We start from the raw sequence: 21,960 nt of genomic DNA, 5'->3' as shown, positions 1-21,960 counted from the left end.
CAAAATATTTAAAAGAGCTTCGCTATTGTAAAAATATGATTTGTATAAGTTAACTTTTAATTAGGAATTCTATAGAGATGATAGAATTTCTAAACATTTTAACATAATTGTAGTATTCTTCATATTAATAATATAAATATTAATGTTTTTTGGAGGATTTTATGACTAGAAAGAAGTTTTGCATAGGTTGTATTTTACTCTCCTTTATATTTATAGTTACTCTTTTTACAGGATGTGGTGGTAAGAAAGATAGCAAGGCGTTAGTTACAGTAAAATTGAACGAGGTAGCAAGGTCTGTATTTTATGCACCTATGTATGTGGCAATAAATAAGGGAATGTTTAAAGAACAGGGGATAAATATAGATCTAACAACAGGTCAGGGTGCAGAAGCTGCCATATCAAAAGCACAAGAAGACGCAATCCGTGAAATTACGTCTTCTTAATATCAGTATCACATCCAATAAGATTTATTTGTAGAACTTCATCTTTACCATACCAAACTATATTTTTTATTAAAGAGTTTAAAAGCAATTTTTTACTATCAATATCCATGGAAGCAAAGAATTTTTTAAAATCCAAAAGCTGATCTTTTATTGAATTTAAAAATTTTTTAGAACAGACAGTTGAATTTGTAGAAGTTGATAATTTAGTTATTTTATTTTCCAAATCCACATTTTCTTTTCTTATATCACACATTTCTTTTTTTATTATTTGTAAAATATCTATATTGTCATCCAGAAGGGAGAATTTTTTAATCAAACCCTTAAGAATTCTGTTATTAGCATCAATCTTTTTTTTAAATCTAAGTATTTGTTTGGAAGAGCTATCTCTATTTATCTTATTTGACGGATCTGATTTATAAATACGTAAAAGTGCAGATATATCCAAATGCAAAAAATATTTTTCTACATATTCTTCTGCCTTATAGGCATTTAACATTTTATTTTTGCATCTGCTGCTGGCTCTATTTTTTAAATTACATCGGTAATAGCGTTCTAAAAAATTCTTTTTTTTATTGTAATGAGACCAGGAGGACATGCCTGAGCCGCATTCGCCACAAATAATCATCCCTGAAAGCAAAAATTTTCTGCCAGTACCACAGCGAGGAGAAGATTTTTTCTTACTTTCATCTAGTATATTGTGACACTTTACCCATATATCAGAACTTACAACGGCTTCATGTTTGCCCACAGATACAATCCATTTATCTATAGGGTTTTCTTTCTTGCCGCCGGCCCTTTTATTATATACCATAAGTCCGTGTTTTCCGTCAGGAATTCCACAAGTTATAGCTCCTTTACTTTTAAACCAGGTGAATATTTTTTCATCTGCTGTACAGTATACAGGATTTAGTATTATTTGCTGTACAGTTCCCCGGGAAAATTCTCCACCGTTTTTACCTTTGTACTTATTTTTACAAAGATAACTTGCAGTGGAACTAAAATTTTTTTTACTTAAATATAGGTTATAAATGGATTTTACAAGATTTATTTCATCTGGTACTTTGCTTAACTTAAACATTTTTTTCCCTTTACCATTAGAATTTGCATATTTTACAGGCTCAGATTTAAATCCAAGAGGTGGAGTACCTCCAAGCCATCTACCTGTTTTAGCAAGTTCCAGCATATTATCCCGAACTCTTTCTGCTATAGTTTCTCGTTCTAGTTGGGCAAATACTGCAGCTATGTTCATCATGGCCCTGCCCATGGCAGAAGATGTGTCAAACTGTTCTTTAATAGAAATGAAAGATACATTGTATTTATTTAGAATTTCAAGAGTACCTGCAAAGTCAGCTACATTTCTTGATATTCTATCAAGTCTGTAGCATATTAAGTGAGTAAATTTTCTATTCTTTATATTTGACATCAATTTTTGAAATTGAGGTCTTTTAACATTAGAACCACTAAAGCCTTCATCTTCATATACAATTATTTCCTCAATATTGTCATACATCCTATTTAAATATTCCCGGCACATCTCTACCTGATTTTCTATGGATTCTCCTTTGTCTGTGAATTTTGATTTTCTTGAATATATGGCAGCCCTTATTGTGATTACCCCCTTCCTATTTATATAATATTAATCACCTTTTAAAATTAATCTCATATTATGGTAGAAATGCTAAGAGGGGTATGGTTATGACTATAAAAGTTATAGTTAATTATCCAAAAACAGAAGAGGCTGTGGAAAAATTAAAAGCTGCTGAAGCTAAGATAGTACTTAATTATCTTAAAGGCATATTGAGTTTTGATGATTTAAATGAACTTATGCGAATGCTTAAAGAAGAGAATATTTAAGTATAAAAATCTAAGTAAAAATTATTTGAATTTATATAAAAAATACGCCAAAAGATGTCACCATTTTAGGAGGAACAGTTGCTGTAAGCAGTGAAATTCAAGATGAAGTTTCCAAACTTATAAGTAAATAAGAGAGTCTAGAAATTCTTTACTACGGTGTAATAATTGTAGTAGAGAATTTTTTTATGTTTTTCTATTGACAGAGCGTACATATTAATATATTGTATATATATGATATATACAATATATACGAAATACATAATTTGAGATAAGGGGTGATTAGTTGGATATCATCATAAGCAACTCCAGCGATAAACCAATTTATGAACAAATATCAGCCCAAATAAAAAACATGATTATAAGTGGCTCCCTGCCTGAAGGATATGCACTGCCCAGCATGAGACTTTTGGCTAAAGAACTGAGGATCAGTGTTATAACTACAAAACGTGCCTATACAGATTTAGAGAGAGATGGCTTTATTGAAACAGTAAAGGGAAAGGGAAGTTTTGTAGCAGGCAAGAATATGGAGATTATAAAAGAAGAACAGCTGCGCCTTGCGGAAGAACATTTACAAAAAGCTGTGGATCTTGCAAAGGTAAGCGGCATTAGATATGAGGAACTAGAAGATATTCTAAAATTATTATATAAAGGAGAATAATTATGGATGAAGCAATAAGTGTTAGGGGATTAAACAAAACTTATAAAAATTTTAGTTTGAAAAATGTTTCATTTTTTGTACCTAAAGGAAGTATCGTAGGATTTATAGGTGAGAATGGTGCAGGAAAAACTACTACATTAAAGGCTATTTTAAATTTGATTAGCAGGGAAAGTGGAGAAATTCAAATATTTGGTCGTGACAATATAAAAGATGAAAAGTATATAAAAGAACAGATAGGTGTAGTTTTTGATGAAAGTAATTTTCATGACACTTTAAATGCAAAAAACATTTCAAAATTCATGGCAAAAATTTATAAGCAGTGGGACAGCAGTCTTTTTTTTAATTACCTGGATAAATTTCAAATACCTAAAGATAAGATTGTAAAAGAATTTTCAAGAGGAATGAAGATGAAACTGTGTATTGCTGCTGCACTTTCACACAAGCCAAAACTTCTGATTTTGGATGAAGCAACAGGAGGTCTTGATCCTGTTGCCAGGGAAGAAATTCTTGATATATTTTTGGATTTTATTCAAGATGAAGAACATTCTATTTTGCTGTCATCACATGTAACCAGTGATCTAGATAAGATAGCAGATTACATTACTTTCATTCATGATGGACAGGTAGTTTTCAGTAAAAGCAAGGATGATTTGAGAGAAAATATGGGTATATTGAAGTGTGGAACTTCAGATTTTAATAATCTTTCTAAAGAAGAATTTATAAATTACAGAAAAAATCAATTTGGGTATGAGGTTTTAATAAATGACAAATATGATTTTATAAATAAGCATCCAAAACTTGTGGTGGACAATACTTCCATAGAAGATATCATGCTATTTTATATTAGGGGTGATAAATAATGAGGGGTTTAATTTTAAAAGATTTATATAATTTAAAAAAAACTAGTAAATTTTTAATCATTTGGATTGTAGGCTTTGGAGTTTTATTTTTTCAACAAAATAATATGGCTTTTTTAGATGGATTTGTAGTAATTTTAGCAAGCATGCTTGTTACAAATACTATAACATATGACAATATGGTAAAATGGGATAAATATGCACTGACTATGCCAGTTACAAGGAGAGATGTAGTACTTTCAAAATATCTGGTTTCCACTATTTTAAGTCTTATTGGGGCAGGGATCGCAGTAGCTCTGTGTTTTGCCCAGGGAATTTATAAGCATAACTTAGATATGGTGGAGATATTTGAAGCCACTGGACTCGTTCTGGCAGTTGGATTTTTGTTTATAAGCATTGTATTACCTGTCATTTATAAATTTGGAGTAGAAAAATCACGTATTGTTATATTTTTAGTATTTTTTTTAGCATTTGCTGGTATCACAGGTATTTCCAGATCTAAACTCGCAAAATTAAGTTTTTCTCCTTTGGTGAAACAGTATATGGATATTGTTTTACAGTACCTCCCTTTTATTATGCTGATAATGACAATTTTAATTATGATTGCTTCTTACTGCATATCTGTAAAAGTATATGGTAATAAGGATATGTAAAATGTTTATTTATCCATTTTTACATATTAATATGATTTTAAAGGATATGTAACAAGTCTTATGGCAGACGAATATCAGGCTATTTTATACGAGAGGTGATAAATAATGAATGGGTTGATTTTAAAGGATTTGTATAACTTAAAAAGTAGTGGAAAATCTTTGTATATTGGAATTGTGGTCTTTAGCTTATTAAATTTTTTATGGGGCACTAATATGGAGGTTTGGAATGTATTTATAATACTTATTGGAAGTATACTTGTTATAAATACCATGTCATACGACAATACAGCAAAGTGGGATAAATATGCACTTATCATGCCGGTTACAAGAAGAGATGTAGTCCTCTCAAAATATCTGGTTTCCATTATTGTAATTTTTATTGGGGCATTACTAGCAACAGCTCTGGGATTTGCCCAGGGAATTAATAAACATAATTTAGATGTCATAGAAATATTTACAGTCAATGGAGTAGCCATGGCAGGCGGTTTTTTGTTTATAAGTGTTATGTTACCTGTTATTTATAAATTTGGAGTGGAGAAGTCACGTATTCTCATGCTTTTAATTTTTTTAGCACCTGCTGGCGAAATTATTGTCAGATCCAAATTTGCGAAATTAAAACTTTCTCCTTTAGCTGTACAATATATGCACATTATTTTGCAGTACTTGCCTATTATGTTATTTTTAATAACAATTTTAGTTATGGTAGTTTCCTATTCTATATCCGTAAAAGTATATGGTAAGAAAGATATGTAAAAGAAATCTAATGAAAAGATTACTTTTTAATGATTTGTATATAGTTAAAAAGGTAATCTTTTTTTATTATCAAAAAATGTAGAAATTTAGAGAGTAAAGGATTACAATTATACTATAAAAAATGTAACTTATTTTATCCGATGACTACCTACTTTAATACTCCCACTTCTCTAAGTGGGAGTAAAGAGCAGCTATGTCCCTGGATAAGTTCTTCCCCTAAAGAATAACGTATTCTAAGTGCTAAAGACACTAAGAATACTGTTAATAAGGTTCAGCTGGAGAAAGTCATCTTTATAAGCAAACTCCATCTGAACCTAAGAATCACTTGATAAATATATACTTTGAGAAAAAGGAGAAATTTAAAGATGATTAAGACGAAAGTTGGAATAGGAAAATCTAATAATCTCCAGTCAGCATTAGAAGAAGCTACTCAAGATTTTGCTAATCCTAAGTTGATAGTTTACTTTACGAGTAAGGGTCGATTTGAACAATTTAGCAAATTACTACATGACAAATTTCCCAATTCCATATTAATTGGTTCTTCTGCATACAAAGAAATTTGCAGGTATGGACTTACGAGTGGTGCACTGCTTGCCATGAGTTTTGAAGATGGCATAGAATGTTTTGCCGGTGTAATTGAAGATATAGATAAGTATCCAGTGAAGTATATTCAGAGGGTACAAGAGTCCATCAGTAAATTAAAGGATACAGATAATACAGTATGTCTTGAATTTTGTGTTGGGACAACTAATAGTGAAGAAAAGATCTTGTCAACTATTAATTCTTTGTTAGAAGTATATGAAATACCTTTATTTGGAGGAACTTCAGCAGATGATGGGGAATTTCAAACTACTTATGTAGGATTAAATGGAAAGGTATATAGTAATAACTGTGTATTTGTGTTAATCAGAAACTTGAGTGGAAAAATAAAAATATATAAGGAAAATATATTTAAAAAAACAAAGCATTCTTTTGTAGCTACTAAAGTAGATCCAAAAAAAAGAATTGTGTATGAACTCAATGAAAGACCCTGTGCTGAAGTTATTGCTGAAAGATTAAATGTTCCTGTAAATAGACTTGAACAACTATTTTCAACCCATCCATTGGGAAGAGTTGTAGGTAATGATCTATACATTTCAGCGAATAAGAATCTAATTGATGATAAGGCAATTTCCTATTACAGCAGAATATATAAAAATACCAGTGTGGTTTTACTTGAGCCTGATAATTATAAAGAAATATTAAAATCCACCATAGCTAAAATAAACAATGATTTTGATCATATCTCATGTGCCATTGTGATCAATTGTATTGCGAGAACCATGCTTTTTCAAAAGGAAGGTTTCGCAGAGAAGTTTGCAAAACAATTAGGTGAACTTGGAGATTATGTAGGATTTGCAAGCTATGGTGAACAAATAGGAGATTATCATTTTAATCAAACTATGGTAGTTGGTGTTTTTGAATAAATACAAGGGAGAACATGTATGCTTAGAATATTTAAAAAAAATGAAGAATTGGATATGGTAGATAGTAATTGCTGCAGTGAAGAAAGAGAAATTAAGTCAATTGATGATGTTGATGAGAATAAATATATTAATTATAGTTTAAGTTATGTACAAGAAAGAATGTCCAACCTTATGGACAGTGAAATTACTATATCAAAGGCTGTATATGATGTTTCAAATACATTTAATCACGTTTCTCAAAGTATAAGTAAAATTGGAGATGTGCTAAATAACTTCAATGATAACTTTAATTATTTTGCGGAAAGTTCAAATAATATAAATTCTGCTGCAGATAACTCTATAAAGTCTTTAGACGATGCGAAAGTTATCATTGGTGATTTAAAAGATAAAATGAATAATATAGAAAACAGCATGAAGGAATTTGCAGATACATTTACAGTACTTAAAAATTCCTTCAATGACATAGGAGAGCTGTCAAGCAGTATAAATGATATAGCTAATGAGACGAATCTTTTGGCTTTAAATGCTAATATTGAAGCGGCAAGAGCAGGAGAAGCAGGAAAAGGATTTGCAGTTGTTGCTGAAGAAGTTGGAAAGCTTGCAGATTCAACTAAGGAGCTGGTAGAAGGTATAAATAAAAAGATGGCAGATATGAATGGAAATGTGGGAGATTTATCTGGATCTGTAGAAAATTCAAGATCAGCTTTAAAGGAAGGAATATCCTCGGCGGAAAGTACAGAACAAGTTTTTACGGAAATTCTTAATTCATCCGAGGAAGTAAAAGAAAAATCGGGAGAAATCAATAGTTCTATAAGCAGTAATAAAAGGGAAGCTGAAGAAATATCAAATGATATAAGAAAAATAATTAGCTCTTCAAAAATTGTAAAAGACGAGATTAATGATTTAAATGTGCAGTCATCCAAAAAGTCAGTAATATTTTCAGATATAATCAATTTCTTAGAACAGCTTGATGCTATTTTTGCAGAAAAGATGAAAGAGAAATAATACGGATGAAATTAAAAAATACCAGGTGATTCTTACTGGTATTTTTTACATAATGTTATGATTGAATTTGTGTTTTCTTATTTCTATATTCTTCTTCAGTTAGTTCTCCTCTGGCATACCTTTCATTAAGTATGTTTAAGGCATTATTGTTTCCAGATGTTTGGTTATTTGGCTTGCTTGATTGATGAAGGTAGCGTATAAGAGCCACAGCAGCTAAAATTGTTAAGGCAATCATACATATCATCATAAGAAGTCCCCAGCCGTATCCCATCATTCCATATCCATAATAACCCATTGTTAATATCACCTTCACTTTTTATTGAAAAATAGTTATTAATTTAATTATTTGAATCATATATAAAAATTATTCCTATAAATTTTCTTGTGTTTTTTATTGACAATAAAAGAAAAATAAACTATAAACAAATTAGAAACATAGAATATTGGTTATTAAAAGATTTATAAAACATGTGTTGAAAGGGGTAATAAAATGGAAGTTTTAGAATGCATTAACGGTAAAAGGAGTGTTCGAGCATATACAGATGAAGTAATATCTAAAGAAACTATAACTAATCTTATAGAGCTTGGAACAAAAGCTTCAACTGGATCAGGTCTTGAACCATGGGGATTTGTAGTTATTCAGGACAAAGGTGAAATAGATTCTTTATCTGAAACTACGAAACAGTATTTATTGAACAATATTGAAAAATATCCCTACTTAAGTCAATATGAAAGTTGGTTGAAGAATCCTAAATATAATATATTTAATAATGCAGGTACAGTACTAGTTATTTACGGAAATAAAGAATCTCACTGGCATGTTTATGACTGCAGTCTTGCAGCAGGAAATATTATGCTTGCAGCTCACAGCATGGGAATTGGAACTTGCTGGATTGGATTTGCAGAGGCTCTATTAAATACAAAAGAATTTAAAGAAAAACATGGGGTACCTGAAAAGTATGAATTGGTTTCTACCATGAGCATGGGATATATGAAAACTAAATTGACTCCACCAGAAAGAAAAAAACCTTTAATATTTTCTAAGTAAAATTTATAGAGTTTCCAAAGAAAAATCAACTTATACTTGGGATATTTTTAATAATTAAAAATATCGAAGTATAAGTTGATTTTTAAGTTAGAGGATACATATCAAAAATGGGGGAATTAATCTTAAGTTTTTCTTAAGACTTTCTTTAATATTACTTATCGAAATCACGGTATAATTTAGGCATATAGGAAATAAAGCTATACATTGACATATATATCATTAAATGATATATTTTATTTATAATGTATCATTTAATGATATATTGATAAGAGGGGAGTTTTATTGAAGGTAAGTCAGATTTGTAAAATGCAATCCCTCAATCAAAAATTTGAAAGGATGAATGTGTGAATGATTAAAAAGTGTATATCAGGTCTTCTTGTATCGCTTACTCTTGTCACTTATTCAGCTGTAACGCCTGTAAGTGCACAAGTAATTGCTGGGACCGGAACAGCTATAACTGAATCTAAAACTAGTTCAATTGTAGTAAAGATAAATGATAAAGCAATTATATTAGATCCAAAACCATACGTAAATTCAAATTCAAAAGTTATGATGCCACTTATTCCAATACTTAAACAAATCAGAAGTGATGCTGTCTTACAGGTTAAAGACGGTAATATTACAATAAAAGGTTCTAATTTAAATGTTACATTTAAAAGTGGAGATGAGAAAGTAACTGCTAATGGTAAGGCTATTACGCTTTCCACAATTCCAATAATAAATTATGGACAAGTTTTTGTACCACTTGAGTTTTTTAGTGAAGCATTTAATGAATTAGTTGATTGGGACAGTACTACTCAGATAGTCAAAATATCTGATATGAAAAAAAATACTGAAGATAGCTTCAATAAGCAATTAGTTTATACAAATGATAAAATAATTGCTGCAAAGTTGAATGATTATTTAACTGCCTTACAAAAATCAGATAACTTTCATGGAAGTGTTTTAGTTGCTAAAGATGGAAATATACTCTTAAATAGAGGGTATGGTATGGCAAACTTTGAACAAAACATCAAAAATACATCTCAAACTAGATTCTTGATAGGTTCAATGACAAAACAATTTACGGCAATGGCAATAATGCAGCTTGAACAAAAGGGACTCTTAAGTGAACAAGATAAACTTTCAAAGTATGTACCTGATTTTCCCCATGGAGATGAAATAACTATCTATAATTTACTTACTCATACATCCGGTATTAAAAGTTTAAATGAGATACCTGGATTTTTGAATATGAAGCCTGAGGACTTGCAAAATATAAATACTGCAATTAACTTTTTTAAGAATCAGCCTCTTGATTTTAAACCAGGTACTCAATTTGAGTATTCTAATTCAGGATATCTATTGCTTGGATATATAGTTGAAAAAGTAAGTGGAATGAATTATGAAAGTTATTTAAATAAGAATATATTTAAACCACTAAATATGAATGATACAGGAATTGGCTATATAGGAAAAGAAAAAATGTATAATTCAAGTGGATATCAAGGATATTTGGATGTAACACCAATAAGCGATGAAATTATAGTTGATGGTGTACATGGAGCAGGTAATTTATATTCTACTACAGAAGACTTATATAGATGGAATATGGCACTTGATACAGAAAAGCTTGTAAGCAAGAAAACTATGGACAAAATGTTTTCAAAGTATGTTGAAATGGCAAAAGGAAGCGGCATCTACTATGGGTATGGCTGGATGATAGCTGATGGAGATAATGGTCATGAAGTTTTTCATGGTGGAAATATACTTGGATTTACAAGCAATATAGCAAGGTATACAGATAAAGGTTTAAGTATAATCATACTTACAAATTCAGGATACTATACTATAAATCCACTTACATATACGCTTTCAAATATAGCACTTGGAAATAGCTATAGTATGCCTAAGGCAAAGAATGTTATAAAACTTCATAATAGTGTATTAAATAAATATACAGGTAAATATAAATCTAAGGATATGGGAAATATTTCAATAACAAATGAAGATGGGCACCTTTATTATTTAGCAGATGGAGCAAATCAAAAATATGAGCTTTTTGCTGAATCTCAGGATAAATTCTTTATGAGAACTTTATATGGGGATACTACATTTGATAAAAATTCAAATGGACAAATTACAGGCATTACCATTAACATGCCTGGTTATGGAATGCAGTATCATGGTGATAAAATTAATTAAAAATTAAACAATATAGTATTTTGTACTAGTAGGGCTGTTGATAAAATATTTTGTCAGCAGCTTTTTGAATTTTAGATACACAAAAAAGAAGTATCACAATAAAAGTATGCCTGCGTATAAGTTGATTTTTAAGTTAGAAAACCCTATATTTAAAATATCTTTTATACTATAATGAAAATGTAGAATAAAGGAATAAATAATATATTATGAAAATGGGGGAATTAATTGTGAAAGATTTAGAAAGTATACTTGATTATTATAAGAATGAATTAAAATGGGACCCGCCTTTTGCTAAAGCTCTATCTAAATATTGTCCTGATGGATTAAAGGGTTATTTAACCATGCGTGAATCAGTTCAAGAAGGACATTTACCTAAAAAAACAAGAGAATTAATTTTTACCATATTAGATAGTTTAGATGATGAAGTAAGTGGTGCAAAGTCACATGCCGTTGCTGCCATAGAAGCAGGCTTGACTATGGAAGAATTAGTAGAAGCATTTGTGATTGTAACTATTGTTAAGGGTATTAATGTCTTATGTAAAGCAGGTGTAGAGGCAATAAACGCAGCAGAGAAAAGATTTGAAGAAATAAACTCCATGAAGGAAGATCAAAAATGATTGGGAAAATTTCAGACAAATTCCTTATTTTTGAACAGTTTTTTTCCTATGAAATAAGCAACTAGCAAATGGATGACTGATACTCCATTTACTATCAGCAAAGAGATCAACGATATATTGTTAGCTCTGAACTTCTCCATAAGACCAAGTACTCCTATAGGTGAAAAGTTACTTGTGATTGTAAGTCTGTCTGAAACAGTTAAAAATATTGAACTTACAATACCTATAGCTATGCTAATTGTCGTGTTTTTAAAAAACAAAGATATTATTCCTATGATTAATCCAAATGAAGCAACTGGAATTATTGCAGATAAATAAATTAATACAATTTTTCCTAAACCATCAAAACTCAATTTAAAAACAAAGGAACTTATTGTAAATCCTAATATCAATGTCAAAATAACTACTAGTGCTGAATAAAAAATGATACTAAGTACTTTGGCTTTAAATACATTAACATGATCTTTAGTTAATCTTGCAAAGTATTTCATGTTCCCACTAAAAAAATCTTCACCAAATATGCTAACTGAAAATACAGTCATAAAGAATGCAAAGTAGGGTACTACTGTCCTAAATATAAATTCTGTGCTGAATTGTTTTAAAAATATTACACTATTCATATTTAATATATCCATTTTAAGCTGATTGCTGTAGTTACGTGCTATAGGTGCATTATTCATTATATGCCCTCTATCTAAATATATCATATAACATATTGCTGCAATCATGAATATGACAAATACCATAAGTACATATAACTTTTTAGAATGCAGCATTTTTATGATTTCATTTTTAAAAAGTTTAAGTATCAATGTATCAGCTCCTTTTTGTTGAATAACTTAAAGTTCAAAAATACAAGAACTATAGTGTATATTGAAAATAAGATTATAGAAAATTTATCAATTTGATTCTTTAAAAGGCATTCCCATAAAAATCTTCGTGGAGTTATATTCCCAATTGTCTTGGGAATAAAGTCTGACATTACAATTAGAAGAAACACAAGCAATGATATTATAGTGCTGTTTTTAGTTAGTATAGAAATTAAAACATATATAAGTAGTACTGGCATAAGTGCAGTTAAAAATAGCAATCCCATTTTTATATCTAAAAATATATCAATTTGCACTGAATCTTTGAAAATATAAATCACATTCAAAATAGTAAATGTAAAAATTATCATAATGCCTGTTATTAGGATAAGAGAAATTATTTTGCATAAAAGTACTTTTGATTTGCTTTTATAAATTATAAAAAATTTCATGCAGCCACATTCATAATCACGTGTAATCATATCTGAAACTATCGGTGATAAAATTATTGGAAGCATAAATATAAGTGAAGATATATCGTTATAAAGCAAAGTATGAAAAGTAACTATGGCGGAGGCTTTATCTGCAAATAGTACATCATTCAATAAGATGAATATAAGTATGATACCTCCATATATTGATATTTTTAAAGGAGTAAAAAATTTTATAAATTCATTTTTAATCATATCAAAGTCCCACTGCTTTCATAAAATAATCTTCTAGAGAATTAGCACTTTTAAGCATATTTTCCATAGAGTCTTCAATGATTATCCTGCCTTTATTTATCATTGCTACTCTATTACATATGTTTTGTACTTCATTTAAAATGTGAGAGCAATATATGAAAGTTGTACCATTTTCTCTAGCTAATTTTTTAATTAAATCTCTCATATCTCTTACTCCCTCTGGGTCCAGACCATTAGTTGGCTCGTCTAATATTACAATTTTGGGCTTTGATAAAAATGCTCTTGCCACTGCAAGCCTCTGCTTCATTCCCATAGAATAATTACTTACTTTTTTATCTTTATCCTCCATCAATTTTACTAATTCTAAAACTTCATAAACTCTCTTTTTGCTGAGATTCAAGACATTTGCATATAGCATTAAGTTTTTATATCCAGATAAGTTGTTGTAAAAGCTAGGATAGTCTATCATGGCTCCTATATCTGAAGGATTGTTTTCTCCATTTTTAAATACATTTTTGCCACCTATGAAGACGTCACCACTTGAAGGTTTTAGTAGACGCAAAATAGTTTTTATAGTTGTTGTTTTGCCAGCTCCATTTGGACCTATAAAACCATAGATGTCTCCTTTGAATACCTTCATATTGATGCTGTCAATTACTTTTTTACTTTTATAGTACTTACTTAAATTTTTTACTTCTAAAATTGGTTCCATTTTTTATCCTTTCTTCAAAGATTAATTTTTGTTTGCAAACCAGAACTTCTACTACATATTAACAGGTATTAGTGGATATTTTATGTATTAGTCCAAAGAGGATGTCCTGAATTCATAAGTAGCAGAAGCTGATACGGTTAAGATTAAAAAATTTACGTTAAAGAAAAGGACACCCTAGTTAGGATGCCCCATGTATATTCTTAATCCATAATTCTTGTATAAACATATTGTTTTCCACAGAGGTGTCTATAAATACATTATTGTATTTTGTATCTATAATATCTTTTAAGATATATAAGCCAAGGCCTCTTCCGTCTCCTTTAGTTGAAAAACCTTTTTCATATATTTTGTGTATTACTGGTTTTGTATTCCCGAAGTTATTGTGAAGTGCTATAACTACATAATCCTTTTTTACACAAATGCAGAAATATAGTTTAGGCAAATCACACTTTATTGATGCTTCTATTGCATTATCCAAAAGTATTCCAATTATTCTGCATAAATCCATTATATTCATAGATATTTGAGATATATCTTCAACTACTTCTAATTTTATATTTATCCTTGAAGATAATGCTTTTATTAGTTTTGTAGAAATCAGGGCCTTTAAAGGCAGTATCTTAATATGTTTTAACTTATCTATATTTGTGTTATTCCACTTTATATCTTTGTCTATATTGAGCACATTGTCATAAAAGAAATCCTTGAGATCATTGACATTGGAAGTATCTATGTATTCCTTAAGAGGAAGGAGCATATTTATATAGTCATGCTTGAATTTTCTCGTTTCGTTGTACATTTCTTCAATCACATGTGAATATTCCTCTATTCTGTCTTTTTCTTCAGTTTCTCTTTTTAAATTCATTTCAATTTTTAAACTCCTGTCATAATTATAAATTATTATAAGTATGAGTATTATTGAAATAAGAGGAATTCCAAGTGGAAGATAGCATTCAATTATAAAAAATATTCCAGTGTAACTTGTCAAGTTTGTCAGAGGATAAATTAAAAATATACTCAAAGATATAGGAATACTTATACTGAGAATCATCCTATATCTTATTTGCTGCAGTGAAACTTTTTTGAAATTCTCAAATTTATGAGGAATATGTTTTTTTATTGCATATATTAAAAGTGTAAAAAATAGTATAATTATGAGTTCAGTAATGTAATTTTTAAAAGAGATTGTTTTATAAACATCTAATTTTAAAATTCCGTTATACATGATGTTAATAAAGTATATTGTAAAAATGGTTATGAGTATTTCTATGGTACTTTTTATGTCTTTACTATTTTTTAATAAAAATATTATTAGGATCGTAAAGATAGGGAGTATTAAGATGTATGAACCAGTTTGAAGCACCACTCCAACTACAAAGGATATGACAAAGTACTTTTTCATTACATTTAAGGTAACTTTATCTTTAAATAATATGTATATTGAAATACAACATAATAAGCTAATTTGCAGTGAAGGGAAGAGCACGTCTGTAAAAAGTTTGCTTATGGGAAATTTTTTAATGATCATTTTATAAGACCTCTCTTATATCTAAAAGAAACAAGACAGTCTTCTCCATTTATCATGATGATTTTATTATTTTTCAAATCTATTTCGTCAATCTTGTCTTTATTTACAATATAGGATTTATGACATCTGTAAAAGTTTGGAGTGAGTTTTTGCTCCATGTCTTTAAGATTTCCATAAAACTCTATTTGCCTATTTTCTTCGTGGACTCTTATCTTGTGTGGGGTACTGCTTGTCTCAATAAACAAGATATCAGATAATTTTATATTTATTATTCTGGAATCTTCATTTACTTTAATATATCCTTCACTAAGATTTTCTCTAGTATAAATGCTATAGGCCTTCATAAGACAACTTGTTACCCGTGCTTTAAAGTCATCTTCGTCCTTAGCAACATAGTCCATTGCTTCAACTTTGTATTTAAATACGAGATAGCTCATTTCCATATGGATAGTTGTAAATATTATGAATCCAAAGGGATCTAAGTCTCTTATCTTTTCACCAAGCTTTATTCCATTCATATTACTTTTTAAATCAACATCCAGAAAGTAAATTCCAGTTGATGCATGATCTCCTAAATATTTTAATAGTTCTATTGGGCTGTTAGTGCAGAGGGGTATATTCAAATCTAAAGATTCCCTCAAAATAGTGTTCTCAATGATTTGTCTAATTTTATCTCTATAAGATTTATTGTCGTCACAAATAAATATCTCCAGCATACTATACCTCGCTTATCACAAAATAATAATATAATTATATCATTATTTTGTGAATTGATTATTGACTGATTCCTTAGAAACTGGTTTATACTATGGATAGTATTTAATGGAAAATTTTTCTATTTATCTAGTTGTTCTAACATTTCATTACTCCATTCAATATATAATTTTGCTTGACGAATGCCTAAATTTAATACAGATAGTATTTGTCTGTGATTGTTATGCACACCTATATATTGATTTAACTGTTTTTCAAATAAATTGAACAGATCCAATTTTTGCTGTGATTGTTCTTTAAACTTAATTACATGTTTTTGCATTTCCTCCGCATTTTTGTCAGTTGATAAAAACATTTTTAGAAGGAACTCACTTCTAACAGTGTCTTTTTCATTTTCTGCTTCCATCCATTTCTTTAATTCACTTTCACCTTTAGAAGTTATTTTGTATCTTATTTTTTCACGTTTTGTTTTTTCAGTTGAGGTGTTGTTAGAAAAATCAATTAGTCCTTCTTTAATCATTTTGTTAAGTTCTGGATATATCTGCCCAAAACTTTCCTGCCAGAAGAAGGACATTCGTATATCTATGGCTCTTTTCATTTCATATCCGCTTAGTTCTTCCTCCTGAAGAAGCCCCAGCAGCACATATCTTGTTTTTTTCATTTATTTTTTCCCCTTTTTTACCTAACGTATAAGAAATTACTTTTTTAGGACAATTATCAACACATGCTCCACATAGTATGCATTCCCTATCATTCATTATTTCTGTTCGAACTTTCTCAGATACATTGAGACCCATGGGGCAGCTTTTGTCACATAGATGACAGTTTATGCACATATCTTTATTTGCATGTAGCCTAACCCTTTTAATATGAAGTACATCTCCAAGTTTCATTCCTAGCACCATGAATGGTGCTATCCAGCAAAAGTAGTGACAAAAAATTCTTTTACCAAATATAACAGAAGGAATAAAAACCAAAAATACTACTATATAGTATATAACATAATCATATATATTTGCTATGGATATTCCATGGTCTGTCATATAGAAAAAGTTCACTGTTAATTCTTGCTTCTTAAATATAAAACAAGTAATTATAGTTATTATCCATACTAGCCAAATTACGTACTTTATATTATTTTTCCACCCCTGCTTTGGATTTTTGCTATTAACAAGCATGGCACATTCTTGCATTCCACCCATAGGGCATAAATAAGCACAAAATAGTCTTCCCAAAAATATAGAACCTATTATCATTACTAGAAATACAATAAAACTCCCGTTAATTATTCTTTCCATTGCTCCCATGATAATTAAAGCTGGTGAAAAGTAGTAAATAGTTATTGGAAAAAGTAACATTGCAGTTATTAAAGTTAATTTTCTAATACTTTGTCTTTTCATAATTAATCTCCCTTAATATATCTTTTAGATATGTATCTAAAAGATATATTATCATAATAATTTTAGTGTGTCAATTTTTCTATGATGACATACAGGTGTCATCTTTCTTTTTATATAATGTTTAAGAAAGGATGTGCTTAATAATGTTATCTATAATATGTAATGTATAATAAGTATATAGTATATATAACATTTAATATAACAAGTAAATATAAGAAATAAAGGGCTATATTATTGTATAAGAAGTAATAGAGGGTATGTGTTAGTGGAGTGCCAATAATATCGGAGCCTGGTCATAACGGCGGATATAGTTTGCTTAACAATTTTATCCGAACACCCCTGTTTTTTGACCTTGAAGAGAAAAAATCACTTTTGCAATGGAAGCAGGCTGTTGCTAATGAATGCTCTGTGGAAATTGAATACTGTACAGGTTATGAAGGGCATCCTAAGCGCAGGGTTGTTGACCCCTATGGGATGCTTTACTGGAACAATAAATGGTATACTGTTGCATTTTGCCATCTTAGGAATGAAATTCGCAGTTTTAAGGTAGATAGAATAGTAAATATTATAAGCACTAAAAATTCATTTAAGCGTCCTGAAGCTTTTTCGGCACGTGAGTTTTTACAAAAAACTTATTATCCAATGTGGAAAGCAAATTAGGACTTTGCACTTTAGTAATTGAGGGCAAATCAGAAGCATTGAATGACCTTTGTGCACATTGGTTTTTAGGATATCATCTGATAGAACGAACTGAATGCAGAGCTAATTTTTTAATGGATGAAGACTCAATACATACCTATGTTCCTCATATTCTACTTCAATATGGTAAATCAATAAAGGTGCTTGAACCAAATAGTTTTAAAGATGCTATGGCAGCAATTCTTAGAGATTTGATGGCCCATTATCTTCACTGACTGAATTCGTCAGTGAAGATAATATATAATAGATCGAGATGGAGTTTGAGACCATCCTGTAACAAATAGCAACAATAAAATGAATGTGGAGGAATAGAAAATGAAGAATACAGTATATCTTTACGTATTTGATACAATGGCAGACTGGGAAATAGGTTATTTAAGCACTGAAATCAATTCGGGAAGGTACTACAAAAAGGGATTAATGCCGCTAAAAGTAGTAACTGTAGGAATTACCAAGACCCCTATTACTACAATGGGAGGTCTGAAAATATTGCCAGAAATTGAACTTAAGGAGTGTAGTGTTAAAGATACTGCTGCTTTGATTCTACCTGGTGGGAATACATGGACAGAAGCAATTCATGCTCCCATTATAAGAATGGCTGAAAAATATTTAGAGAAAGGTATTGTTGTAGGGGCAATTTGTGGTGCTACAATAGGACTTGCTATGGGGGGAGTATTGAATAAGCGAGCTCATACAAGCAATGACTTGGGGTATCTTAAAATGGTCTGCCCAAGCTATGATGGAGAAAAGTATTATAAGCAGGAATGTGTAGTAACTGATGGAAGTTTGATTACTGCTTCTGGAATAGCTCCCCTTGAATTTGCGTTGCATGTATTGAAAATTCTAGATGTATTCTTACCGCAAACCTTAGATTCCTGGTACAATCTTTATAAAACCAAAGAGTCAAAATATTTCTTTAAGCTTATGAACTCAATTCAATAAAATGGCTTAAAGTGGAGAAGATGCAATGACTAAAGTTAATAGGTATAATTATTAGTACGCATTCTTCATATATTGTTGTGTGACAAGAAGTCGCTAATTATTAGTGTTTCGTAAGAAACTGCGGTAGTTACTAAGCGCATCCCCGCTCAAAACTGCATTCTGAGTAATTGGATTGTAGGTTGCATGAGAGTTAAGTACCTAATGTCACTGCTTTACGCAGGAGCGGTGCAGGGTTAGGGGAAGAATGGAAAGCATAAACGAGAGTTGAACCTTTGTAATCTTCGTTAAAGAAGATAAGCGTACTGCGGAGTAGCAAGCTTAATGTGGATAGGAAAGACTGAATAACAATCCAGTCGTGCAGTAACCCATATATCCATCGGAGTAGAGAAGGATGCTTAACCATTTGAATCTAATGTTAGTGAAACTTGGTAAGCCCTTTGTGTTCCTCGAAAGAGGTAGGGCAATCGAAAGAAAGCTACAATACCAGAGGGTAAAGGATTGTGGAGAAAGCGAATGCCAATAGGACGAAAGTCCAGGGGAAAGAATAACCTGTTGGATAGGGTTTTATAACTCACTCGAAAGAGAGTTGACTTCCACATGGTCATCAACACGAAAGAAAACGTAAAGAGGTAACTTTTTTAAGGAGAAACATGTTATGAAAACTATTAATAAATTTAATACGTCGGCTGTTTCTCCACATATGCAGGATTGGTCGCTAATTGGCTGGAAGAAAATAAATGAATATGTGAAGAAACTTCGCCAACGGATTTTTCGTGCCGAACAGTTGGGACAGAGAAGGAAAGTAAGAAAACTCCAAAGACTAATGATAAGAAGTAAAGCTAATTTACTACTTTCAATAAAGAGAATAACCCAAATTAACAAAGGTAAAAAAACAGCTGGTGTTGATGGTGAAGTAGAGCCTTTAAAGATTAATCAAATTGTGCCCAGTGTATTAGGCGGAGTTGAATGTTATGACAACTTAGAATTGTTACATCAAAGTTGTTATCGGCGACATCTAAAACTACTTGAGAAATATGGGGAAGGAAAAGACTTACCAAGAATCGTCAACCATTTCAAGAATAATCAAGTAGAGCCCAACAGCGAAGAAGGATACAAATTGATGAAAAAGGAGTTTGTGAAATTTAAATATCAACTTGTTTGAGATAAAAAGATGGCTTGAGCCGTATGTCTTGTAAGGGACATGTACGGTTCTTAGACGAGAAAGAGGGAGTAATCCCTCTGACTTAGTCGACTACTAACTAAGGCCACATCAGGATATTAATTCCAGTATATGGCCTATTTTTATACATATAGCTACTACACTTAGAAATTGCCTTTATATGGTATATGCTTTTCAGTACATGACACAGCTGCTGGTATTAGCCCTATTAGTCAGAAAGAAGTAGATTAGTCATAAAGTTCATCTAATACATTTTTAAGATATATATTCTAATAATCTTTTTCCAGTAAAAGATGAAGAACATTTTGTAATACCATTGGGATATCCCATATATATAAGGTCTCCGCCATTAAATCCACCTAATGAACCTAAATCAATAATCCAGTCAGCATGGCACATTATACTTAAATTATGTTCTAGTATAATAACAGTTTTTTCTTTATTAATTAATTTGTGAAATAGTTGTATCAATTTTTTTATATCTGACTCATGTAAACCTGTGATTGGTTGATCTAATATATAAATTTCACCAGTATTATTTAAAAGAGTTACAGCTATTTTTAGTCTCTGAAGTTCTCCACCCGACAGAGTGTCAAGAGATTGCCCAAGTTTAATATAACCTAAGTTTACTTCAGAAATAGTATATAATATTTTTTTTAGCGCCTTATCAATAAAAACTTCTAAAGTCTCATCAATTGAGAGATTAAGAATATCACTTATTGTATTACTTAATTCTGCAGGACGGCTTCCATTTGTATGATATAGAGATTCTAATAAATCATACTGAAACCAAGAAATATTCTCTGTGTTTATATTGTTTCTTCCAGCAACAAGTTCACATTGAAGCCGTGATAATCCTTCTTCTAATTTAGAATTGTAAATTAATGCGAATTAACCATATAAATAAATTAGAATTATGAGTGTTGAACCATATCACAAATAAAGAATATAAAGTTAAACTATTCAAGAATAGGAGCAAAAGTGCTTTAGAAAGAAGTTAATAACCCTAAAAATAACATTTTAGATTACAATGATAACTTAATAATGCATCTAAGTAAGGAGGAGAATCAAGTCTAGGTGAAACTGGAGGAGGTTCGCCTTTTTATTTTGTTTATATTAAGAAAGTTGATGACAAATCCTATAAATATAAAAATTTGTATATAATTAATGAAAGAAATATTATAAATATAAAATAAATATTGACACTTTGAATTATAATTGTTAAACTATAAACAGTTAGAATTCTAAGTGAATTTTAGGAGGAATTTGAATGACTAATTCTAGATACTCTATACAAACGCCATATTCACAATTAATAAGAAGTATTGCGATAAAAATGAAACTCAGTTCTGATGAAAAAGTAAAAAAGTTAGGATTAAATTCTCAACAAGGACGTATGATAGGTTATATTTATGAACATCAAGACAGTGGTATTATTCAAAAAGATTTGGCACGAGCATTTCAACGTACAGAAGCAAGCATTACAAGTATGCTTCAAGGGTTAGAGAAAAAAGGATATATAGAAAGAAGAATTCCTAAAGAGAATGAGAGACAAAAATATATATATGTATTGCCTAAAGGTGCTGAATTAATAGAAGATTTTAACAAATCAGTGGTTGAGACAGAGGAAAATATTATTGAAAGCTTGACGGATCAAGAAAAAGGGACGTTGTTAGCTTTGCTATTGAAAGTAGATAGAAATTTATAAGTTATTAATATAATAACTTATACCTAAAAACTTAGAATTCTAAG

The 21,960-nt window shown here is 30.2% G+C and carries 23 protein-coding genes and 2 pseudogenes; 15 read left to right on the top strand and 10 right to left on the bottom strand.

Going from position 1 to position 21,960, the window contains the following annotated elements; genetic code table 11:
• The first annotated feature begins 161 nt into the window (after window positions 1-161).
• Window positions 162-443 (top strand): ABC transporter substrate-binding protein, encoded by a 282-nt coding sequence (locus tag WY13_RS13440; RefSeq protein ID WP_063556138.1) that lies wholly within the window; start codon window positions 162-164, stop codon window positions 441-443.
• On the opposite strand, the gene WY13_RS13435 is transcribed toward WY13_RS13440, so the two are convergent.
• Window positions 430-2,037, bottom strand: a complete 1,608-nt coding sequence (locus tag WY13_RS13435) for a recombinase family protein (protein ID WP_431602467.1) — start codon at window positions 2,035-2,037, stop codon at window positions 430-432. The two genes, WY13_RS13440 and WY13_RS13435, sit on opposite strands and share 14 nt — an antisense overlap.
• 101 nt (window positions 2,038-2,138) lie before the next feature.
• On the opposite strand from WY13_RS13435, the gene WY13_RS21095 reads away from it, so the two are divergent.
• From WY13_RS21095 to WY13_RS13405, 7 genes are all read left to right on the top strand, one after another.
• On the top strand, window positions 2,139-2,297 hold the full coding sequence (locus tag WY13_RS21095; RefSeq protein ID WP_156499044.1) for a hypothetical protein: 159 nt from the start codon (window positions 2,139-2,141) through the stop codon (window positions 2,295-2,297).
• Window positions 2,298-2,580: 283 nt separating this feature from the next.
• Complete coding sequence (locus tag WY13_RS13430) at window positions 2,581-2,955, top strand: GntR family transcriptional regulator (RefSeq protein ID WP_013240153.1); 375 nt, start codon at window positions 2,581-2,583, stop codon at window positions 2,953-2,955.
• A 2-nt stretch (window positions 2,956-2,957) separates the two neighbouring features.
• Window positions 2,958-3,815, top strand: a complete 858-nt coding sequence (locus WY13_RS13425) for an ABC transporter ATP-binding protein (protein ID WP_063556137.1) — start codon at window positions 2,958-2,960, stop codon at window positions 3,813-3,815.
• Window positions 3,815-4,465 (top strand): ABC-2 transporter permease, encoded by a 651-nt coding sequence (locus tag WY13_RS13420; protein ID WP_063556136.1) that lies wholly within the window; start codon window positions 3,815-3,817, stop codon window positions 4,463-4,465. Before WY13_RS13425 ends, WY13_RS13420 begins: the two co-directional genes overlap by 1 nt.
• A 105-nt stretch (window positions 4,466-4,570) precedes the next feature.
• The gene (locus tag WY13_RS13415; protein WP_063556135.1) at window positions 4,571-5,218 is read left to right on the top strand and encodes an ABC-2 transporter permease; all 648 of its coding nucleotides are present in this window, start codon (window positions 4,571-4,573) and stop codon (window positions 5,216-5,218) included.
• 365 nt (window positions 5,219-5,583) lie between these two features.
• The gene (locus WY13_RS13410; RefSeq protein WP_063556134.1) at window positions 5,584-6,684 is read left to right on the top strand and encodes an FIST signal transduction protein; all 1,101 of its coding nucleotides are present in this window, start codon (window positions 5,584-5,586) and stop codon (window positions 6,682-6,684) included.
• 18 nt (window positions 6,685-6,702) lie between these two features.
• Window positions 6,703-7,689, top strand: a complete 987-nt coding sequence (locus tag WY13_RS13405; RefSeq protein ID WP_063556133.1) for a methyl-accepting chemotaxis protein — start codon at window positions 6,703-6,705, stop codon at window positions 7,687-7,689.
• 55 nt (window positions 7,690-7,744) lie between these two features.
• Here WY13_RS13405 and WY13_RS13400 read toward each other — a convergent pair whose 3' ends face one another.
• The gene (locus tag WY13_RS13400; protein WP_082848509.1) at window positions 7,745-7,984 is read right to left on the bottom strand and encodes an SHOCT domain-containing protein; all 240 of its coding nucleotides are present in this window, start codon (window positions 7,982-7,984) and stop codon (window positions 7,745-7,747) included.
• Window positions 7,985-8,179: 195 nt separating this feature from the next.
• Here WY13_RS13400 and WY13_RS13395 point away from each other — a divergent pair, with 195 nt between their 5' ends.
• The 3 genes from WY13_RS13395 (at window position 8,180) to WY13_RS13385 (ending at window position 11,538) form a co-directional block, all read left to right on the top strand.
• Complete coding sequence (locus WY13_RS13395; RefSeq protein WP_063556132.1) at window positions 8,180-8,737, top strand: nitroreductase family protein; 558 nt, start codon at window positions 8,180-8,182, stop codon at window positions 8,735-8,737.
• Window positions 8,738-9,085: 348 nt separating this feature from the next.
• Window positions 9,086-10,921, top strand: a complete 1,836-nt coding sequence (locus WY13_RS13390; protein WP_063556131.1) for a serine hydrolase — start codon at window positions 9,086-9,088, stop codon at window positions 10,919-10,921.
• 227 nt (window positions 10,922-11,148) lie between these two features.
• Window positions 11,149-11,538, top strand: coding sequence for a carboxymuconolactone decarboxylase family protein (locus WY13_RS13385; RefSeq protein ID WP_063556130.1), 390 nt, complete (start codon window positions 11,149-11,151; stop codon window positions 11,536-11,538).
• Between the two features lie 11 nt (window positions 11,539-11,549).
• Here the strand turns inward: WY13_RS13385 and WY13_RS13380 are convergent, their stop codons facing one another.
• From WY13_RS13380 to WY13_RS13350, 7 genes are all read right to left on the bottom strand, one after another.
• The gene (locus tag WY13_RS13380) at window positions 11,550-12,350 is read right to left on the bottom strand and encodes a hypothetical protein (protein ID WP_063556129.1); all 801 of its coding nucleotides are present in this window, start codon (window positions 12,348-12,350) and stop codon (window positions 11,550-11,552) included.
• Window positions 12,347-13,033, bottom strand: coding sequence for an ABC transporter permease (locus WY13_RS13375; RefSeq protein WP_063556128.1), 687 nt, complete (start codon window positions 13,031-13,033; stop codon window positions 12,347-12,349). The genes WY13_RS13380 and WY13_RS13375 overlap by 4 nt, the downstream gene beginning before the upstream one ends.
• Window position 13,034: 1 nt before the next feature.
• Window positions 13,035-13,745, bottom strand: coding sequence for an ABC transporter ATP-binding protein (locus WY13_RS13370; protein WP_063556127.1), 711 nt, complete (start codon window positions 13,743-13,745; stop codon window positions 13,035-13,037).
• A 178-nt stretch (window positions 13,746-13,923) separates the two neighbouring features.
• The gene (locus tag WY13_RS13365; RefSeq protein ID WP_063556126.1) at window positions 13,924-15,273 is read right to left on the bottom strand and encodes a sensor histidine kinase; all 1,350 of its coding nucleotides are present in this window, start codon (window positions 15,271-15,273) and stop codon (window positions 13,924-13,926) included.
• Window positions 15,270-15,989: a LytR/AlgR family response regulator transcription factor gene (locus WY13_RS13360; RefSeq protein WP_063556125.1), complete on the bottom strand. Its 720-nt coding sequence runs from the start codon at window positions 15,987-15,989 to the stop codon at window positions 15,270-15,272. The genes WY13_RS13365 and WY13_RS13360 overlap by 4 nt, the downstream gene beginning before the upstream one ends.
• 119 nt (window positions 15,990-16,108) lie before the next feature.
• Window positions 16,109-16,648 carry a PadR family transcriptional regulator gene (locus WY13_RS13355; RefSeq protein WP_063556124.1) on the bottom strand — a complete coding sequence of 180 codons (540 nt, stop codon included), beginning with the start codon at window positions 16,646-16,648 and terminating at the stop codon, window positions 16,109-16,111.
• Window positions 16,587-17,387 (bottom strand): 4Fe-4S binding protein, encoded by an 801-nt coding sequence (locus tag WY13_RS13350; protein ID WP_082848508.1) that lies wholly within the window; start codon window positions 17,385-17,387, stop codon window positions 16,587-16,589. The genes WY13_RS13355 and WY13_RS13350 overlap by 62 nt, the downstream gene beginning before the upstream one ends.
• A 255-nt stretch (window positions 17,388-17,642) precedes the next feature.
• Here WY13_RS13350 and WY13_RS22205 point away from each other — a divergent pair.
• The 3 genes and pseudogenes from WY13_RS22205 to WY13_RS21090 all read left to right on the top strand — a co-directional run.
• A pseudogene (locus WY13_RS22205) lies at window positions 17,643-18,301 on the top strand (helix-turn-helix transcriptional regulator); the annotation flags it as partial.
• Window positions 18,302-18,401: 100 nt separating this feature from the next.
• Window positions 18,402-19,028 carry a type 1 glutamine amidotransferase family protein gene (locus WY13_RS13340; RefSeq protein ID WP_063556122.1) on the top strand — a complete coding sequence of 209 codons (627 nt, stop codon included), beginning with the start codon at window positions 18,402-18,404 and terminating at the stop codon, window positions 19,026-19,028.
• 655 nt (window positions 19,029-19,683) lie between these two features.
• Window positions 19,684-19,938 (top strand): annotated as a pseudogene (locus WY13_RS21090) (reverse transcriptase N-terminal domain-containing protein); the annotation flags it as partial.
• A gap of 525 nt (window positions 19,939-20,463) precedes the next feature.
• On the opposite strand, the gene WY13_RS21835 reads toward WY13_RS21090, so the two are convergent.
• Window positions 20,464-20,679 (bottom strand): hypothetical protein, encoded by a 216-nt coding sequence (locus WY13_RS21835; RefSeq protein WP_063556120.1) that lies wholly within the window; start codon window positions 20,677-20,679, stop codon window positions 20,464-20,466.
• 799 nt (window positions 20,680-21,478) lie between these two features.
• On the opposite strand from WY13_RS21835, the gene WY13_RS13325 reads away from it, so the two are divergent.
• Complete coding sequence (locus tag WY13_RS13325; RefSeq protein WP_063556119.1) at window positions 21,479-21,916, top strand: MarR family winged helix-turn-helix transcriptional regulator; 438 nt, start codon at window positions 21,479-21,481, stop codon at window positions 21,914-21,916.
• The last annotated feature ends 44 nt before the right edge of the window (window positions 21,917-21,960 follow it).

The sequence above is a fragment of the Clostridium ljungdahlii genome (assembly GCF_001636845.1).
Lineage (GTDB): Bacteria > Bacillota > Clostridia > Clostridiales > Clostridiaceae > Clostridium_B > Clostridium_B ljungdahlii_A.
The sequence above is the reverse complement of the archived record's forward strand: the minus strand, read 5'-3'. Positions and strand labels throughout refer to the sequence as shown.

Excerpts from the sequence above, each read along its gene's own strand:
- WY13_RS13440 (WP_063556138.1), top strand. The coding sequence starts at position 162 with ATGACTAGAAAGAAGTTTTGCATAGGTTGTATTTTACTCTCCTTTATA.
- WY13_RS21095 (WP_156499044.1), top strand. The coding sequence starts at position 2,139 with ATGACTATAAAAGTTATAGTTAATTATCCAAAAACAGAAGAGGCTGTG.
- WY13_RS13425 (WP_063556137.1), top strand. The coding sequence starts at position 2,958 with ATGGATGAAGCAATAAGTGTTAGGGGATTAAACAAAACTTATAAAAAT.
- WY13_RS13420 (WP_063556136.1), top strand. The coding sequence starts at position 3,815 with ATGAGGGGTTTAATTTTAAAAGATTTATATAATTTAAAAAAAACTAGT.
- WY13_RS13415 (WP_063556135.1), top strand. The coding sequence starts at position 4,571 with ATGAATGGGTTGATTTTAAAGGATTTGTATAACTTAAAAAGTAGTGGA.
- WY13_RS13410 (WP_063556134.1), top strand. The coding sequence starts at position 5,584 with ATGATTAAGACGAAAGTTGGAATAGGAAAATCTAATAATCTCCAGTCA.
- WY13_RS13405 (WP_063556133.1), top strand. The coding sequence starts at position 6,703 with ATGCTTAGAATATTTAAAAAAAATGAAGAATTGGATATGGTAGATAGT.
- WY13_RS13400 (WP_082848509.1), bottom strand. The coding sequence starts at position 7,984 with ATGGGTTATTATGGATATGGAATGATGGGATACGGCTGGGGACTTCTT.
- WY13_RS13395 (WP_063556132.1), top strand. The coding sequence starts at position 8,180 with ATGGAAGTTTTAGAATGCATTAACGGTAAAAGGAGTGTTCGAGCATAT.
- WY13_RS13390 (WP_063556131.1), top strand. The coding sequence starts at position 9,086 with ATGATTAAAAAGTGTATATCAGGTCTTCTTGTATCGCTTACTCTTGTC.
- WY13_RS13375 (WP_063556128.1), bottom strand. The coding sequence starts at position 13,033 with ATGATTAAAAATGAATTTATAAAATTTTTTACTCCTTTAAAAATATCA.
- WY13_RS13370 (WP_063556127.1), bottom strand. The coding sequence starts at position 13,745 with ATGGAACCAATTTTAGAAGTAAAAAATTTAAGTAAGTACTATAAAAGT.
- WY13_RS13365 (WP_063556126.1), bottom strand. The coding sequence starts at position 15,273 with ATGATCATTAAAAAATTTCCCATAAGCAAACTTTTTACAGACGTGCTC.
- WY13_RS13360 (WP_063556125.1), bottom strand. The coding sequence starts at position 15,989 with ATGCTGGAGATATTTATTTGTGACGACAATAAATCTTATAGAGATAAA.
- WY13_RS13355 (WP_063556124.1), bottom strand. The coding sequence starts at position 16,648 with ATGAAAAAAACAAGATATGTGCTGCTGGGGCTTCTTCAGGAGGAAGAA.
- WY13_RS13350 (WP_082848508.1), bottom strand. The coding sequence starts at position 17,387 with ATGAAAAGACAAAGTATTAGAAAATTAACTTTAATAACTGCAATGTTA.
- WY13_RS13340 (WP_063556122.1), top strand. The coding sequence starts at position 18,402 with ATGAAGAATACAGTATATCTTTACGTATTTGATACAATGGCAGACTGG.
- WY13_RS13325 (WP_063556119.1), top strand. The coding sequence starts at position 21,479 with ATGACTAATTCTAGATACTCTATACAAACGCCATATTCACAATTAATA.